Origin of the sequence: Sorangium sp. KYC3313 (genome assembly GCF_052075895.1) — a bacterium.
Classification (GTDB): Bacteria; Myxococcota_A; Polyangia; order Polyangiales; family Polyangiaceae; genus Sorangium; species Sorangium cellulosum_B.
On the sequence record NZ_CP197255.1, the window covers coordinates 11,587,239 to 11,604,129 of the forward strand.

Sequence of the window (16,891 nt, forward strand, 5' to 3'; positions counted from 1 at the left end):
CCAGCTTCTGACGTCCTGATAGCATGCGAATCCCATGGCGCTCGACAGGCCGCCCGGTGCGGGCTCTGCTTCGCGACTCGGCAACTATGAGCTGCTGAGAGAGCTCTCCGGCGGCGGCATCGGCTCCACGTGGCTGGCGCGGGCGTCCACCGACGAGGGCGGGGCGAAGAGCGCGCCACCCGTCACGATCCTGCGCATCTACCGGCACCTCACGAAGAGGGCCGAGACCGCCGACAGCATCCTCCGCGAAGCCGGGATGGCGCAGCAGGTCCGCTTCCCCAACGTGCTCTCGGTGCTCGACGCCCGCATCGCGGACGGCGAGGTCTTCATCGTCTCGGAGTACGTGGAGGGCGAGCCGCTGGGCGCGCTGGTGTCGGCGGCCGGCGCCGAGGGGCTGCCGCCGCCGGTGTCCCTCCGGATCGCGATCGACGCGCTGCGCGCGCTCGCGTCCGCGCACACGGCGCAGCCGGCGCCGCTCGTTCACGGCGAGCTGAACCCGACCCACGTCTCCGTCGGCATCGACGGCGTCACCCGGGTCGGCGGGCTGGGCGTCGCGCGGGCCATCGCCGGGCTCGCGCCCATGGGGACGAGGAACCCCGATCGGCTGGCCTATGCGGCGCCCGAGCGGGTCAAGGCGATGGCAGCGCACGCGGAAGCCCCGCTCGATCCGCGCGCGGATCTCTTCTCGGTCGGCGTGGTGCTCTGGGAGCTGCTCGCGCGGCAGCGGCTGTTCTCGTCGAAGCTGGAGGCCGCGGTCATCCAGAAGGTGCAGTCGGCGCCGATCCCGCAGCTCGCGGGGCTCGCCGGGGGCGCCGTCCCGGCCGAGGTCGTCGAGGTCGTCCAGACGGCGCTCGAGCGCGATCCGACGCGCCGCTTCGAGAGCGCCTCGGCGATGCTCGCGGCGCTGGAGGCCGCGGGAGCAGGGCGGATCGCCGGGGATGAGGACGTGGCCGCGGCGGTGAGCAGGGTGGCCGGCAAGACGATCGAGCCGCGCAGGACGATGATCGCGGCGGCCATGGCGAGCCCCGCTGGCGGGGACGAGCCGCGGCCGCCGCCGCGCGCGCGGGGGATGACGCTGGTGGGCGTGGCGGGCCCCGCGACCGACGGTGCGCTCTCCCCCCGCGGCGACGGCCCGCGTCAGGCGATCACCGCGCCGTCGCCGCGCGCGCGCGCGGCGACGCCTGGCGCGCCGCCGGTGGCCGCGGGCGGCGCGATCGCCGCGAGCCAGGCTCGCCCGACGAGCGGCGCGACGGCGACGAAGGACGCCGCCGCGCCGAAGAACGGCCTGGCGGCCAAGCCAGCGGTCGGCGCAGGCGCGTCGAACGGCGCGGGACCTGCGGGCACCGATGCGGCGCACGCCAGCGTCGACACCGGGTGGGGCTCGGCGGACGAGGCCCCCGCCCGCGACCTGCCCGGGCCGCGGCGTCCCGCACAGACCCTTCCTCGGATCGAGCCGTCGGGCCAGGGGACGGAGGACCGCGCCGCCGCCGGGGCGAGCACCGAGCGCGCCGCAGCGACGGGGGCGGCCACGGCGAAGGAGCAGCCGCCCGCGCGGCCCGCCGCGCCGCGCCCGGGCGATCTGGGCGCCCCCGTCGTGGCGGCGCGGGCGACGCCGACACCGGCCGAAGGGACGGCGCCGAAGCCGCGGACACCCGCCCCGGGAGGGCCGTCCCCGAGGCCACCTCGCCCGCCGCCGCCGGCTCGCGCGACGTCGCCGGCGCAGCCCGAGACGCACGGCAAGATCGCCGCTGCAGCGCCCGCCGCCGCCGTGCCAGCGCACACGCCGAGCCCTCCGACGCCTCGGGTCCCTGTGCCGCCGCCGGCCGCTGCGACGCGCCGCACGCCCATGGTGCCCGCCGTGACGCCGGCGCCACGCGCGGCCGCCACGCCCGCGCCGCCGCTGGCGACGGCCACGAGCCGCGCGCCGGTGACACCGTCGGCGCCCCTCCCGCCCGCTGCGCCCGCGCCGGCCGCGTCTTCTCAGCCGCTGCCCCCCGTCGCGCCCGCGTCGGCCACCGCGCCTGCCATCCCTGTCGCAGCGAAGACCCCGCCGCCCCCGCCGGCGGCGGCCGCGCCTCCGGGCGGGGCGCCTGCGACGCAGGAGGGCGCGCGCGGCAACGGTCCGGCGTCGACCTCCAGCAGGACGGTCGCCACGCCGACCGGGATGCAGGGCCCGAACAAGCTCTGGGGTCGCGCGGCGTCGGCCGTGGACCAGCTGGGCCCGGGGAGCACCCTCGGCCGCTACGAGATCCTCATGCCGGTCGCCAAGGGCGGCATGGCGGCCGTCTGGGCCGCGCGCCTCCAGGGCACCCGCGGCTTCAAGAAGATCGTCGCCATCAAGACGATGCTGCCCGACGTCTCCGACGACCCCGACTTCGAGTCGATGTTCCTCGACGAGGCGCGGGTCGCGGCGCGGATCCGGCACCCCAACGTGGTCGAGATCCTCGATCTCGGCGAGGAGGACGACGTCCTCTACATCGTGATGGAGTGGGTCGACGGCGAGACGGCCGGCACGCTGCAGAAGGCCGCGAAGCGGCTCGGGGGCATCCCGCAGCGGATCGTGCTCCGCATCGCCTCGCAGATCTGCGCCGGGCTCCACAACGCGCACGAGCTCCGCGACGACAGCGGCGTGCTGCTCGACCTCGTCCACCGGGACATCTCGCCGGCGAACGTGCTCATCTCGACCGCCGGGTTCGTGAAGATCGTCGACTTCGGCGTGGCGAAGTCGAAGGGGCGCCTGCACGTCACGCGCGCTGGCGGCATCGTCAAGGGGAAGACGCCGTACCTCTCGCCGGAGCAGCTCGGCGGGCTCCCCATCGATCGCCGGAGCGACATCTTCTCGCTCGGCGCGCTGCTGTACGTGCTCACGACGGGGCTGCACCCCTTCCGCGCCGAGACCGAGCTCGCGACCATCGAGAACATCACCATCAAGAACCCGCTCCCCCCGCGCGACCTGAACGGAGCGATCCACCCCGAGCTCGACAGGATCATCCTCAAGGCGCTCGAGAAGGACCCCGAGAGCCGCTTCTCGACGTGCGCGGAGATGCAGCGGGCCATCGATCAGGTCGCGTCGACGCTCGGCGAACCCACGACCGACGAGGACGTGGCGGCCTTCGTGCGGCAGGCGATCGGCGAGATCCAGGAGAAGCGCGCCCAGGAGCTCCGCGACGCGATCGCGGCCGTCGACGCAGGCGCGGCCGTGAACTCGGAGCGCCGGCCCGGGGCCTCTCTGGAGGGCCACGCTGCGCTGGCCGACCTCGGCGCGGGCTCGCGCGAGGGCGGTCCCTCCGCCGCGGGGTTTCCTCCTGCGGCAGCGGCGCCAGCCGGCGCCGGCCAGGCGTCCAGCAGAGGGCCTGCACCACCGACCGCGGAGAAGGACGAGGAGCCGCCGGTCAGCCTGGAGCCGATCTCGTTCGAAGAGATCGCCGTGCCGGCGCAGCCTGCCGGCGTGCCGCCGCGGCTCATCATCGCGCCCGCCCTGCAGGCCGACGTCGCGCCCGGCGAGCCGGCCGAGCCGGTGAGCCCGCGGCCCGCCGCCCGGGAGGGCAAGCCGCTCGGCCCGTCCGCCAAGCGGATCCTCCCGGCGGCCGGCGTGCCCGCCACGAAGGTGCTCGCGGCAGCGGATCCGCCCGCGTCCCGGGCCGCGGCGCTCAGCGAACGCCTCGCGAGGGGCGGCTCGCGGAGCCTCGCCAACGACGCCGGCGAGGTCACGGCGGTCGACCGATCGTTCGAGACCGGGGAGCGGCGCAAGCGGCTCCAGCTGATCGTGGCCGGCGCGGCGATGTTCTGTGTGGCGCTCGGGGCCGTCGCGCTGGTCGTGCGCGGCGGCGACGAGCGCTCGCGTCCCGAGATCGGCAAGGCGCGCGTCGATGCGTTGCCCGCGGCCGTGGCGGCCGACACCACCGCCACCGCCGCTCCGGCGGAGGCCGTCCCGGCTGCGCCCATTCCGCCAGCGGAGCCTCAGGCGGCGGAGCCGGCGTCGCCGCCCGCTCCCGAGGCCTCGGCGACGCCTCCCGAGGCCTCCGCGACGCCTCCCGAGGCGGCGTCGGCGCCTTCCCAGGCGGCCAAGGCGCCCGCGGCAGCGACGGCGCAGCCCGTCGCCGCGCCGCAGGCGTCGCCCCCACCGTCGACCACGCGCCCCCGGACGACCGCCACGCCGGCGAAGCCTGCGCCCAAGCCAGCAACGACCGGCAAACCCACCCCCAAGAAGAAGTACAACCCATCGGGTATCTGAACACCGTGCGATCTCGACCCTGGCTCCGTGCGCTGCTCTTCGGTGCGGCATCTTGCCTGTGCTTGTGCACGCTCCCCGGGCGCGCAGCCGGCGCGGACGGCGCCGCGGCGACGCCCGCGCCGGACGCGGTGGAGAAGGCGCAGAACCACTTCAAGAAGGGCGCCGCCCTCTACGAGAGCAAGCGCTACGCGCTTGCGCTGGAGCAGTTCCGGGCCTCGTACGCCACCGTGCCGAGCCCGAACTCCCGCCTCTACATCGCGCGCTGCCTCGCGGATCTCGGCGATCACATCGAGGCGTACCTCGAGTTCGATCAGGTCGCGGCGGAGGCCGCGTCCCGGGCGAAGGACGAGCCGCGCTATGCCCAGACGGAGCAGACGGCGCAGCTGGAGCGCGACGAGCTCGCGCGCAAGATCGCCCTCGTCACGGTCACGGTCGCGCACCCGGACGCGGCGACCTCGCTCGCGGTGGCCGGCAAGGACGTCCCGCGCGAGCGGTGGGGCAAGCCGTTCCCGGTCAAGCCCGGCAAGACCGAGATCGTCCTGCGCACCAAGCTCACCTCGACGCCGCAGACCGTCGATCTCTCGGCGGGCGAAGCGAAGACCGTCGCGCTCGACGCCGAGCCGAGCGGCCCGACCGAGGCCGGCTCCGGCGCTCCGGCGCTCCTCGACGAGGGCCCGAGCCCGCCCTTCTCGGAAGCGCCCTCGCCGCGTGCGTACCTGCGGCCTTACGCCTACGCCGCCGGCGGCGTGGGGGTTGCGGGGCTCGCGATGTTCACCGTCGCCGGGCTGATGGCGAACAGCACCTACAGCGATCTCGCCGAGACCTGCGGGGGCCCCTGCCCCGCCGATCGCCAGGACGACATCGACGCCGGCAAGACCCAGAAGACGGCCGCGAACATCGGCGTCGTTGTCGGCGCGCTCGGGCTCGTCACGGGCACGACCCTGCTCATCCTGAGCTTCACCGGAGGCGGCGCTGGCGGCTCGCAGAGCGCCACGGCCTCGACGCAGCTGCTCGTCGGCCCCGGTTTCACCGGTCTACGCAGCACCTTCTAGGCGCGCGGCGACGGAGACGCCCGTGCTGGCGGCGCTCAGGCCGTAGCTGCGCAAAAAGGAACGGGCAGGGCCGCTGCTGCGACCCTGCCCGCTTCATGTCGATGCGCTCGCGGTTGACGCGGAGCGATCAGCGACCGCCCGGGCCGCCCTTGCCGACCTTGGACTTCTTGTCCCCGGAGTGGCCGTGGAACGTGCGCGTCGGGGCGAACTCACCCAGCTTGTGGCCGACCATGTTCTCCGTCACGAACACGGGAACGAACTTCCTCCCGTTGTGCACGGCGAAGGTCAGGCCGACCGACTCCGGCAGGATCGTCGAGCGGCGCGACCACGTCTTGATCACCTTCTTGGCATTGGTCGCCTGGGCCGCCTGGATCTTCTCCAGCAGGTGACCGTCAATGAAGGGCCCTTTCTTGATGCTCCTCGGCATGACTAACCCTTGGTCCCGCGCCGCCGGACGATCATCCCGTCGGTGCGCTTGTTGTTCCGCGTCTTGAGGCCCTTCGAGAGCTGACCCCACGGCGAGCACGGATGGCGCCCGCCGCTCGTCCTGCCCTCACCGCCGCCCATCGGATGATCGACGGGGTTCATCGTGACACCGCGGTTGTGCGGCCGGCGCCCGAGCCAGCGCGAACGCCCCGCCTTGCCGAGGCTGATGTTCGCGTGCTCGGGGTTCGACACCTGCCCGATCGTGGCGCGGCAATCGAGGTGCACCTTGCGGATCTCACCGCTCGGGAGGCGGACCTGCGCATAGTCGCCGTCCTTCGCCATGAGCTGCGCAGCCACGCCGGCCGAGCGCACGAGCTGACCGCCCTTGCCCTTCTTGACCTCGACGTTGTGGATCGAGGTGCCGGGCGGGATGAAGCGGAGCGTCAGGCTGTTGCCAGGCTTGATGTCCGCGTTCCGGCTCGCGAGCAGCGTCGCCCCGACCGCGAGGCCGTCGGGCGCCAGGATGTAGCGCTTCTCGCCGTCCACGTAGTGCAGGAGCGCGATGCGCGCCGTCCGGTTCGGGTCGTACTCGATCGCGGCGACCTTCGCCGGGACGCCGATCTTGTCGCGCCGGAAATCGATGATCCGGTAGCGCTGCTTGTGACCACCGCCGCGGAACCGCGACGTGATCCGGCCGTTGTTGTTCCGGCCGCCGGTGGACGTCTGCTGCTCCAGCAGCGACCGCTCGGGCTCGACCTTCGTGATCTCCTTGAAGTCGCTGACCGAGTAGTAACGCCGCGCCGGCGAGGTCGGCTTGAAGGATCTGATTCCCATCGCTATTCCGCCTTCTCGTCGAAGAACTGGATCTCGTCACCCTCCTTGAGGGTGACGATCGCCTTCTTCCAATTGCGCAGCTTCGCGTAGCCGCGCCCCATGCGCTTGTCCTTGCCGCGCATGATCAGCGTGTTGACGTCCACGACACCCACCTTGAAGAGCGTCTGGATGGCGTCTTTGATCTGGATCTTGTTCGCCTCGCGGCGGACCTCAAAGATGACCTTGTTGCCTTGGTCGCGGAGCCGGCTCGACTTCTCCGTGAGGATGATTGGCCGGCGGATGATCTGCTCGGGCTGCATGTCGGACTCCCCTGACTAGCGAAGGCAACGCGCCTCGAGCGCCTTGGCGGCGTCCCTCGAGACGATGAGGTGGTCGTGCCTGAGGAGGTCGTAGACGTTGACCCCTTCCGGCGGCAGGTACTGGTGGTTCTCCAGGTTGCGGAGGCTCTTCACCAGCTTGTCGTTGCCGGCCGTGTCGACGACCAGCGACTTCCGATCCGCCTGCAGCGTCGTCAGCGTGGCAGCGATCGCCTTGGTCTTGATCTCGGAGACCTCGAGGCTGTCGAGCACGATGAGCCGGCCCTCCTTCGCGAAGAGCGAGAGCGCGCTCTTCAGGGCGCCGATCCGCACCTTGCGCGGCGGACGGTACGACCAGTCCTTCGGCTCCAGCGCGTGCGCCATGCCGCCGCCCGCGTGGTGCGGCGCGCGGATCGAGCCCTGGCGAGCGCGGCCGGTGCCCTTCTGGCGATAGAGCTTCTTCGTGGAGCCGGCGACCGCGCTCCGCTCCTTGGTGGCCTTGGTGCCCGAGCGGCGGGACGCGAGCTGCGCCTTCACGACCTCGTAGAAGAGGTGCTCCTTCACCTCGGTCCCGAAGACCTCGTCCGAGAGGTCGAGTTCGCCGACCTGCTCCCGCTTGAGGTTGTAAACGGTAACCTTCATGGTACCTGGACTCCTAGCTCTTGATCTCGACGTCGACGCCGGCCGAAAGGTCGAGCTTCATCAGCGCGTCGAGGGTCTGCTGAGTCGGCTCGATGATGTCGAGAAGCCGCTTGTGCGTCCGGATCTCGAACTGCTCGCGCGACTTCTTGTCGACGTGGGGCCCCCGAAGAACCGTGTAACGGCGGATCTCGGTGGGCAGCGGGATGGGCCCCGCGACGTGCGCCCCGGTCCGCTTCGCCGTCTCGACGATATCGCTCGTCGACTTGTCGAGCAGCTGGTGGTCGAAGGCCTTCAGGCGAATCCGGATCTTGGTTGTATCAGCCATGGTGCTCTTCCTACGCGAGGATCTTGGTGACGACGCCGGCGCCCACCGTCTTGCCGCCCTCGCGGATGGCGAAGCGCATCTGCTCCTCCAGCGCGACCGGGGCGATGAGCTCGATCGTCATCGTGATGTTGTCGCCCGGCATCACCATCTTCACCCCCTCGGGGAGGTTCACCGTGCCGGTCACGTCCGTCGTCCGGATGTAGAACTGCGGCCGGTAGTTGGTGAAGAACGGCGTGTGGCGCCCGCCCTCCTCCTTCTTGAGGACGTACACCTCACCGGTGAACTTCGTGTGCGGCGTGATCGACCCGGGCTTCGCCAGCACCTGGCCGCGCTCGATCTCTTCCTTCTCCACGCCGCGGAGCAGACACCCGACGTTGTCGCCCGCCTGTCCCTGATCGAGCAGCTTGCGGAACATCTCGACGCCGGTCACGACCGACTTCTTCGTGTCCTTGAAGCCGATGATCTGCACCTCGTCGCCGACCTTGATCACGCCGCGCTCGATGCGGCCCGTGGCCACCGTGCCGCGGCCCTTGATCGAGAACACGTCCTCGATCGCCATCAGGAACGGCTTGTCGATGTCGCGCACCGGCTCGGGGATGTAGCTGTCCAGCGCGCTGAGCAGCTGCTGGATCGTCTCCTCCCACTTCGGGTCGCCCTGAAGCGCGGGCAGCGACGCGCCACGGACCACCGGCGCGTTGTCCCCGTCGAACTTGTACTTCGACAGGAGCTCGCGGACCTCCATCTCGACCAGGTCGAGCATCTCCGGGTCGTCCACCGCGTCGCACTTGTTGAGGAACACGACGATGTGGTTCAGGCCGACCTGCCGGGCGAGCAGCACGTGCTCGCGCGTCTGCGGCATCACGCTGTCGAGCGACGAGACGACGAGGATCGCCCCGTCCATCTGCGCCGCGCCGGTGATCATGTTCTTGATGTAGTCGGCGTGCCCGGGGCAGTCGACGTGCGCGTAGTGGCGGTTCGCCGACTCGTACTCGACGTGCGCCGCCGCGATGGTCACCGTCTTCGTCTCGTCACGGACCGTCCCGCCCTTCGCGATGTCGGCGTACGAGATCGCCTTCGCCAGGTTGCGCTTCGACTGCACCTTGACGAGCGCCGCCGTGAGCGTGGTCTTGCCGTGGTCGATGTGACCGATGGTGCCCACGTTCACGTGCGGCTTCGTACGAGTGAATTTCTCCTTGGCCATGGCGTCTCTTTAACCTCGCTGCTTGGCGACGATCTCTTCCTGGATCGCTGCTGGAACCGGTGCGTAATGAGAAAACTGCATCGAATGGGTCGCGCGGCCTTGCGTCTTGGAACGGACGTCGGTCGCGTAACCGAACATGGTGGCGAGCGGGACCTCTGCGCGGATCACCCGGGTGTTCGCGCGCTGGCCCATATCGAGGATGCGGCCGCGCCGCGAGTTGAGATCCCCGATGACGTCCCCGAGGTAGTTCTCGGGCGACACGACCTCGACGGCCATCATCGGCTCGAGGAGCACGAGCCCCGCCTTCTTGGCGCCGTCCTGGAAGGCCATGGACGCGGCGACCTCGAACGCGGGCCCGGACGAGTCGACCTCGTGGTAGCTGCCGAAGTGGAGCCGCACCTTGATGTCGACGACGGGGTAGCCGGCGAGCACGCCGCGGCCCATCGCGTCCCGGATGCCCTTCTCGATCGAGGGGATGAACTCCTTCGGGATGATGCCGCCGACGATGTCGTTCTCGAACACGAAGCCCGCGCCGCGCTCCGCCGGCTCGATGTCGATCCTCACGTGACCGAACTGGCCGTGCCCGCCCGACTGCCGGACGAAGCGCCCCTCCACGTCGGTCGCCTTCTTCGCGATGGTCTCGCGGTAGGCGACCTCGGGCTTGCCGACGTTGGCGTCGACCTTGAACTCGCGCTTCAGGCGGTCGACGATGATCTCGAGGTGGAGCTCGCCCATCCCGGCGATGATCGTCTGGCCCGTGTCCTCGTTCGTGAAGGTGCGGAACGAGGGGTCCTCGTAGGCGAGCTTCTGCAGGCTGAGCCCGAGCTTGTCGAGATCGGCCTTGGTCTTCGGCTCGATGGCGATCGAGATCACGGGGTCGGGGAACTCCATCCGCTCCAGCACGATCGGGTTCTTCTCCTCGCAGAGAGTGTCCCCGGTGCGGGTGTCGCGGAGCCCCACGGCAGCGTAGATGTTGCCCGCGTAGCAGACGTCGATCTCCTCGCGCTTGTTCGCGTGCATGCGGAGGATGCGCCCGAAGCGCTCCCGCTTGCCGCGCGTCGAGTTGAGCACGCTGACGCCGCTCTTCGTCGTGCCGGAGTAGACACGGAAGAACGTGAGGTTGCCGAACTGGTCGTTCATGACCTTGAACGCCAGCGCCGCGAACGGCTCCTCGTCGCTCGCCTTGCGCGAGACGACCTTGTCCTTCTTGTCGGGCAGCGTCCCCTCGACGGCCGGGATGTCGACCGGCGACGGCAGGTAGTTCACAACGCTGTCGAGCAGGAGCTGGACTCCCTTGTTCTTGAACGCGGAGCCGCACAGGACCGGGACGATCTTGAAGCCGAGGGTGCCCGCGCGGATGGCCGCGTGGATCTCCTGCTCGGTGATCTGGTCGAGCTCACCGGCGATGAACTTCTCCATCACCTTGTCGCTCGCGTCGGCGCACGCCTCGATGAGCTTCTCGCGGAGCTCCTTGCACCGCGGCAGCAGGTCGCCCGGGATCTCCTGCCAGTCGTAGCGCTGGCCCTTCGTCTCCTCGTCGAACACGGCGGCCCGGAGGGTCACGAGGTCGATCACGCCGCGGAACGAGTCCTCCGCGCCGAGCGGGTAGTGGATCGCCACCGGGTTCGCGCCGAGGCGCTCGCGGATGGAGTCGACGCACATGTCGAAGTCGGCGCCGACCTTGTCCATCTTGTTGATGAACGCGATGCGCGGGACGCCGTACTTGTCCGCCTGCCGCCACACCGTCTCGCTCTGCGGCTCGACGCCGTTGCCGCCGTCGAACACCGCCACCGCGCCGTCGAGCACGCGGAGGCTCCGCTCGACCTCGATGGTGAAGTCGACGTGGCCGGGCGTGTCGATGATGTTGATCCGGTGGGAGACGCCCTTCTCGGGGCCCTGCTCCGGCGCCCAGAAGCAGTTCGTCGCGGCGGACGTGATGGTGATGCCGCGCTCCTGCTCCTGGACCATCCAGTCCATCGTGGCTGCGCCCTCGTGGACCTCGCCGATCTTGTAGTTGACACCCGAGTAATAAAGGATGCGCTCGGTGACCGTGGTCTTGCCCGCATCGATGTGGGCCATGATCCCGATGTTGCGCGTCCGTTCCAGGCTGTACTCGCGTGCCACTTTTCCTTCTCCGTCGTGTGATGCGTGGGGTGAGGGTTTCGGACTCAGGATGCAAAACACCCTCTCCAGCCCGGCCCGCCTCCGTTGTGGCGGGCACTTGAAACCTGGAGAGGGTGTCGGGGTACAGCAGCAGCTTTTCTAGGTCCCGCGAGGGCGGGCGCTGTCGCGCTCCCTCGAGAGGACCGGCTCTGTAACCCGATCCTTATGTCAGCCGTGCCATCTCGCTCTACGCGTCTCCTCGCCTGGGGATGGGACCTGAAATGACGAACCAGCGCAGATCCGGGATCTGCGCTGGCCTCGCTGACCTACCAGCGATAGTGGGCGAACGCCTTGTTGGCCTCCGCCATCTTGTGCGTGTCGTCGCGCTTCTTGACCGCGTTGCCGCGGTTCTGCGCCGCGTCGACGAGCTCGGCGGCGAGCCGCTCGCGCATCGTCTTCTCGCCGCGGCCGCGCGAGTAGGTCACGAGCCACCGCATCGCCAGCGCGACGCGACGCTCGGGGCGGACCTCGACGGGGACCTGGTAGGTCGCGCCGCCGACGCGCCGGCTCTTCACCTCGAGCTTCGGCTTCACGTTGTCGAGCGCCTTGCGGAAGACGTCGATCGGCTCCTCCTTGAAGCGGTCGCGCACGATGTCGAACGCGCCGTAGAGGATCCCCTCGGCGGTCGCCTTCTTGCCCGACTGCATCAGGGAGTTCGTGAACTTGGCGACGAGCTTGTCCTTGTACTTCGGGTCCGGAATGATCTTCCGCTTCGGGACTTCGCGACGACGGGGCATCTTCGTTCCTCTGCTCGGCTTTCGCGCGTTGAGGCGGTCAGGCCTTCGGGCGCTTCACGCCGTACTTCGAGCGCTTGCGGTTGCGGGTCGCTTTGTTGGTGGAGCTAGGCCCGGCAGCGCCGGACGCGTCGAGCGTGCCGCGGACGACGTGGTAGCGCACGCCCGGCAGGTCCTTGACACGGCCGCCGCGGATGAGGACGACCGAGTGCTCCTGCAGGTTGTGGCCTTCGCCCGGGATGTAGCTCGTCACTTCCATCTGATTGCTCAGCCTGACACGGCAGACCTTGCGGAGCGCCGAGTTGGGCTTCTTCGGCGTCGTGGTGTAAACACGTACGCACACGCCTCGCCGCTGCGGGCAGGACTTGAGCGCAGGAGAGGCCGTTTTGTAACGAGCGGCCTCGCGGCCTTGGCGGATGAGCTGGCTGATGGTCGGCATAGTGACGCGTATTTCCACCTGAGGGATGGGGACGCGCAGGATACCCAGGAGGCGACCCATGTCAAGCGGGACGACATTCGTTCGTGTTGGATACGCCAGCGCGCCGTTCGTTCGCGTCGATCCCGTGCGCCGCGCCCGCCGCGTCGCTCGCGTCGGTCGCATCGCTCGCGTCCGTTGCGTCCGTTGCGTCCGTTGCGTCCGTTGCGCTGGCCAAGGCGCGGCATCGTTCGTGTCGGGCGCGTCGGTCCCGGCGCGCCTGCGGAGGCCGTGTTCCGCGCGTCCCGGCCGCGCGCGAAGGGCTCGTGGGTTGAGGCGCGCGGCGGAGGCCGTCCGTGCGCGCCTCGTTCGACGGGGCGCTCGGCGTGCGACCGCGGCTCCCGAGACGGGCGGGAGCCTGCGCGCGCGGCACGAGTCGGACGCCGACACGCGCCGCGGGCCCTTGGCGGCCCGCCTGCTGTTCGGTACGGTCGCTGCGTGGCGAAGAAGCTTTCACGCTCCCAGCGTAAAGAAAGCCGGCGCAAGGCGCCGCAGAGCAGCGCAGCGTCGAGGCCTGCGTCCGGCGTGGACACGGGGGGCGCGGAGCGCTCGTCGCGCGGCGATCAGGGCGACAGCGCGACGGCGCGAGGCCCTGCGGTGGCGCGCGTCGATCCGGCGGCGAGCCGAAGCGGCGACGACCCGCGCGGCGCGCGCACAAGCGGCGCCGCTGCGCCGAGCAGCGCGGCGCCCGCGCGGGCGCGCGACGCCGGCGATCGATCCCATCGGAGAGGCGGCGTCGAGGCGCAGCCCGCGCGAGCGCGCGGCGGAAGCGCACAGACGAAGCCGAAGCGAGATCGCGCGCTCCTTGTGTTCCTGGGCCTCGTGGCGCTCGCCGCGGTGATCGTGTTCGCCGCGCAGTCCCCCCGCGCCCCAGCGCGCGCTGACCCGGAGCCCGCGGGAGCCGCTCCGGCAAAGACACACGCCGCGGAGCCGTCCGCCGCGCCGACGGCGACCGACGGGCTGCCGGCTCCACCTCCCGTCGACTCGTCGCCGCCGACGATCGTCACCGCCGAACCGCCCGCAGCGGAGGGGGCACGCGCTGCAACCCCGCAGCGTGCCGCAGCCGGCGCCCCGCCAAAGGGGACGGCTGCCAGCGCCTCTCCACCACCAGGAGCGGCCACCGGAGCAGCCGCAGCCGCCCCGCTGAAGAAGCGCACCAGCGCACCGAAGCCGGCCGCCGCCCCGCCCGTGGCGACGACGGCAGCGGGGGCGACGCCGTCCGCCCGGGTGCCGACAGCAGAGGCGGCGCCCCCGCCGGAGCCGGCGCCCCCGCCGGAGCCGGCGCCCCCGCCGGAGCCGGCGCAAAAGCCTGCCGAGCTTCCACACGAGTGATCGCAACCGCCGTGATGAAAGGACGCCCGAGATGCTTCGCTTGAATGCTTCGCCCGACGCCGCTCGAACGCCGGGCCGTTCGCCGAGCGCCCGCGCGCAGGCGCTCGCCCTGCCGCTCGGCGTCGCGCTGTCCGGCCTCCTCGCCGCGGCGACGGCGGGCGCGCAGCCGGCGCCGCAACCCGCGCCGCCCGCTGCCTCCGCGCCGCCCGCTGCCCCCGCGCCGCCGTACCCGGCGGCTCCCCCGCCGTACCCGGCGGCCCCCTACACAGCGCCTCCGCAGGAAGTCCCGCAGGCTCCGCCAGGGGCCTCGCCGGGCTATCCGCCGCCTGGTCCCCCGGGCGGCTACGCTCCGTACGGCGGCGCCTACCCTTCGCTCCCGCCGGGCTACCCGGTGACACCGGCCGAGATCCCGCCTGCTCCGCCCCCGGTTCCCCTGCGCCGGAAGAGCCCGAGCCTCATGCTGGGCGGCATCGCGCTCACCGCCGGCGGCACGATCGCGTTCTTCACCGGGACGGGCCTGCTCGCGTCGGCGAGCAACCGATACGAGATCTACTGCGATTTCGGTGGCTTCACGGGCATCTGCGAGACGCGCTCCGACGGGCGCCGCCAGCTCGCCGGCGCGCTCGTCTCCGTGGCGGGCGGCATCATGATCGCCGTGGGCATCCCGCTCTGGGTCATCGGCGGGAAGAAGGTGCCGGTCAGCGACGCGACGCCCAAGGCGTCGGCCCAGACCACGCTCTCGCTCGGCCCCGGCTCCGCCGCGTTGCAGACGCAGTTCTGAAGGGCTCCCCTCGCCCGATCCCGCTCCTGCCCGCGCGCGAGGCCGCGGGGACTCATCTGCTGCTCGTGCGCGTCGTCGCTCAGGGCAGACCCTTCTTCTTCTTGGCGCCCTTGCGGTGGCGCGGCCCGCCGTCGTCCGTGCCCGCGGGCATGCGGAGGATGTGGAAGCGCCCGCCGCCGCGCGCCAGCGGATCGCTGAGCTTCACCCGCTCGCGCGCGAGCTCGATGAAGCGCTGCTGCGACCGCAGCTGGGGGGCGCCGGCGGGCTGCTGGAGCTTGTGGTAGCTGCCGTCGCTCGCGAGCTCCCAGGTCTTCGCCGTGTCGGACATCACGGTGTTCAGCATGTCCTCCACGCGCGCGCGGGTGGCGGGCTCGATGATCGGGATCATCAGCTCGACGCGGCGATGGAAGTTGCGCGGCATCCAGTCGGCGCTCGACATGTAGATCTCCGCGCTGCCGCCGTTCGCGAACCGGAACAGGCGCTTGTGCTCGAGGAAACGATCGATGATCGCGCGCACCTGGATCCGCTCCGACAGGCCCGGGATCCCCGGCCGGAGGCAGCAGATGCCGCGCACGGCGAGCTTGATGTCGACCCCGGCCTGCGACGCCGAGTAGAGCGCGTCGATGACGTCGACGTCCACGAGCGCGTTCATCTGCGCCACGATCTCCGCCTTGCGCCCGGCCCGCGCGTGGGCCTCCTCGCGCGCGATGAGGCCCAGCACCGCCTCGTGCAGGCCGAGCGGCGCCACGAGGAGGCGGTTCCACTTGGGCGGCGCGCTGTAGCCGGTCAGCAGGTTGAAGAGCGACGTCATGTCCTCGCCGATCTCCCGGTTCGCCGTGAACAGGCCGATGTCGGTGTAGAGCCGCGCGGTCTGCGGGTTGTAGTTGCCCGTCGACAGGTGCACGTAGCGGCGCAGCTTGTCCTTCTCGCGCCGCACCACGAGCAGCGCCTTCGCGTGCGTCTTCAGCCCGAGCAGGCCGTAGATCACCTGCACGCCGCTCTGCTCGAGCGTCCTCGCCCACTGGATGTTGCTCGCCTCGTCGAACCGCGCCTTCAGCTCGACGATGGCCGTCACCTGCTTGCCGCTCTCGGCCGCGCGCGCGAGCGCCTTCAGGATCGGCGAGTCGCCGCCGGTCCGGTAGAGCGTCTGCTTGATCGCGAGCACGTTCGGATCGTCGGCGGCGCGGGAGACGAACTCGGCGATCGGATCGAACGACTCGTACGGGTGGTGCAGGAGCACGTCCTGCTCCCGGATGACGGCGAAGACGTCCTCGACGTCCCGGAAGAGCGGCGGGACCTGCGGCGCGAACGGCTCGTCCCGGTACTCGCGGCGCTCGTCGTCCGCGACGATGCCCATGAGGTCGGCGATGTGGAGCGGCCCAGGCACCCGGTAGACGGCGTGCGACGCGTCGACCTTGAGCGCGCGGCAGAGCCGCTGGACCGAGGTGCCGGCGCCCTCGCCGAAGCCGATCTCCAGGCGCACGGCGTTGCCGCGATCGCGCCGGCGGAGCTCGGCTTGGATCGTCTCGAGCAGGTCCTCGCCCTCCTCCTCGTCGATCTCGAGGTCCCAGTTCCGGGTGACGCGGAAGGGGTACGTGCCGCGCAGCCTGCCCGAGGGGAAGAAATCCTTCACGTGCCGGGCGATCACGTCCTCGAGCAGGACGAACGCGCGCGTCGCGCCCTCCACGCGGACCCGCATCAGCCGGCTCAGCCCCGGGGGCACCTGGATGACCGCGAAGCCGGGCTCCTGCGCTTCATGCTCCCGGGAGAACATGATCCCGAGGTTGATCATCTTGTTGCGCAGGTGCGGGAACGGGTGCCCCGGGTCGATCGCGATCGGCGTGAGGATCGGGAAGATGTCCGTGCGGAACCGCTCGTCGAGCACGCCGAGCTCGGTCGCGCCGAGCTCGTCGGGCCGGACGATCACGATGCCGGCGCGCTGGAGCGCCGGGATCAGATCCGAGTGCCACAGCTGGTAGGCGTCATCGACGAGCGCGTGGACCCGCGCGCTGATCGCCACGAGCTGCTCGTGGGGCGTGAGCCCGTCCGGCGGGACCTCCGCGATCGTGCGCTGCGTCTGCGCCTGGAGGCCGGCGACGCGCACCATGAAGAACTCGTCGAGGTTGGAGAAGAAGATGCTCAGGAACTTGAGGCGCTCGAACAGCGGCACCTCGTGCGACCTGGCCTCCGACAGCACCCGCGCGTTGAACTCGAGCCACGAGAGCTCGCGGTTCAGGTAGTGCGCCGGGTCCCCCTCGATCGGGAGCGCCCCCGAGGCGGCCGAGATCGACACCGGGCCGCTCGATGGAGCGGAGCTCCCCCCGGGCCGAGCGCTGGACGCGCCGCCCGGGCGCGATCCAGACGCGGCGGCCTGGGCTGAGTCGATGTCGTCCTCG

At 71.1% G+C, this 16,891-nt stretch carries 13 protein-coding genes; 3 read left to right on the forward strand and 10 right to left on the reverse strand.

The genetic code is table 11. The annotated features are described in order from the left end of the window. Positions 1-34: 34 nt before the first annotated feature. Both ACSRUE_RS44140 and ACSRUE_RS44145 read left to right on the forward strand, forming a co-directional pair. Complete coding sequence (locus ACSRUE_RS44140) at positions 35-4,234, forward strand: protein kinase domain-containing protein (RefSeq protein WP_441288819.1); 4,200 nt, start codon at positions 35-37, stop codon at positions 4,232-4,234. A gap of 5 nt (positions 4,235-4,239) precedes the next feature. Then, complete coding sequence (locus ACSRUE_RS44145) at positions 4,240-5,286, forward strand: tetratricopeptide repeat protein (protein WP_441288820.1); 1,047 nt, start codon at positions 4,240-4,242, stop codon at positions 5,284-5,286. 127 nt (positions 5,287-5,413) lie between these two features. Here the strand turns inward: ACSRUE_RS44145 and rpsS are convergent, their stop codons facing one another. The 9 genes from rpsS to rpsL form a co-directional block, all read right to left on the reverse strand. Further along, positions 5,414-5,713: a 30S ribosomal protein S19 gene (rpsS, locus tag ACSRUE_RS44150; protein ID WP_437761495.1), complete on the reverse strand. Its 300-nt coding sequence runs from the start codon at positions 5,711-5,713 to the stop codon at positions 5,414-5,416. Between the two features lie 2 nt (positions 5,714-5,715). Next, positions 5,716-6,546 carry a 50S ribosomal protein L2 gene (gene rplB / locus ACSRUE_RS44155; RefSeq protein ID WP_437761496.1) on the reverse strand — a complete coding sequence of 277 codons (831 nt, stop codon included), beginning with the start codon at positions 6,544-6,546 and terminating at the stop codon, positions 5,716-5,718. Positions 6,547-6,548: 2 nt separating this feature from the next. Beyond that, the gene (locus ACSRUE_RS44160; protein WP_012233478.1) at positions 6,549-6,845 is read right to left on the reverse strand and encodes a 50S ribosomal protein L23; all 297 of its coding nucleotides are present in this window, start codon (positions 6,843-6,845) and stop codon (positions 6,549-6,551) included. A 15-nt stretch (positions 6,846-6,860) separates the two neighbouring features. After that, the gene (gene rplD, locus ACSRUE_RS44165) at positions 6,861-7,484 is read right to left on the reverse strand and encodes a 50S ribosomal protein L4 (RefSeq protein WP_012233477.1); all 624 of its coding nucleotides are present in this window, start codon (positions 7,482-7,484) and stop codon (positions 6,861-6,863) included. A 13-nt stretch (positions 7,485-7,497) separates the two neighbouring features. After that, complete coding sequence (gene rpsJ / locus ACSRUE_RS44170) at positions 7,498-7,809, reverse strand: 30S ribosomal protein S10 (protein ID WP_012233476.1); 312 nt, start codon at positions 7,807-7,809, stop codon at positions 7,498-7,500. A 10-nt stretch (positions 7,810-7,819) separates the two neighbouring features. After that, positions 7,820-9,010, reverse strand: a complete 1,191-nt coding sequence (gene tuf, locus ACSRUE_RS44175) for an elongation factor Tu (RefSeq protein WP_012233037.1) — start codon at positions 9,008-9,010, stop codon at positions 7,820-7,822. A 9-nt stretch (positions 9,011-9,019) separates the two neighbouring features. After that, positions 9,020-11,134 (reverse strand): elongation factor G, encoded by a 2,115-nt coding sequence (gene fusA / locus ACSRUE_RS44180; protein ID WP_437761497.1) that lies wholly within the window; start codon positions 11,132-11,134, stop codon positions 9,020-9,022. Between the two features lie 305 nt (positions 11,135-11,439). After that, the gene (gene rpsG, locus ACSRUE_RS44185) at positions 11,440-11,910 is read right to left on the reverse strand and encodes a 30S ribosomal protein S7 (RefSeq protein ID WP_012233474.1); all 471 of its coding nucleotides are present in this window, start codon (positions 11,908-11,910) and stop codon (positions 11,440-11,442) included. A 37-nt stretch (positions 11,911-11,947) separates the two neighbouring features. Continuing rightward, complete coding sequence (gene rpsL / locus ACSRUE_RS44190; RefSeq protein ID WP_012233473.1) at positions 11,948-12,346, reverse strand: 30S ribosomal protein S12; 399 nt, start codon at positions 12,344-12,346, stop codon at positions 11,948-11,950. Positions 12,347-13,745: 1,399 nt separating this feature from the next. Between rpsL and ACSRUE_RS44195 the strand changes: the two genes are divergently transcribed. Continuing rightward, the gene (locus tag ACSRUE_RS44195) at positions 13,746-14,495 is read left to right on the forward strand and encodes a hypothetical protein (protein WP_441288821.1); all 750 of its coding nucleotides are present in this window, start codon (positions 13,746-13,748) and stop codon (positions 14,493-14,495) included. Positions 14,496-14,574: 79 nt separating this feature from the next. Here ACSRUE_RS44195 and ppk1 read toward each other — a convergent pair whose 3' ends face one another. Next, positions 14,575-16,788 (reverse strand): polyphosphate kinase 1, encoded by a 2,214-nt coding sequence (gene ppk1 / locus ACSRUE_RS44200; RefSeq protein ID WP_441288822.1) that lies wholly within the window; start codon positions 16,786-16,788, stop codon positions 14,575-14,577. Positions 16,789-16,891 lie beyond the last annotated feature (103 nt).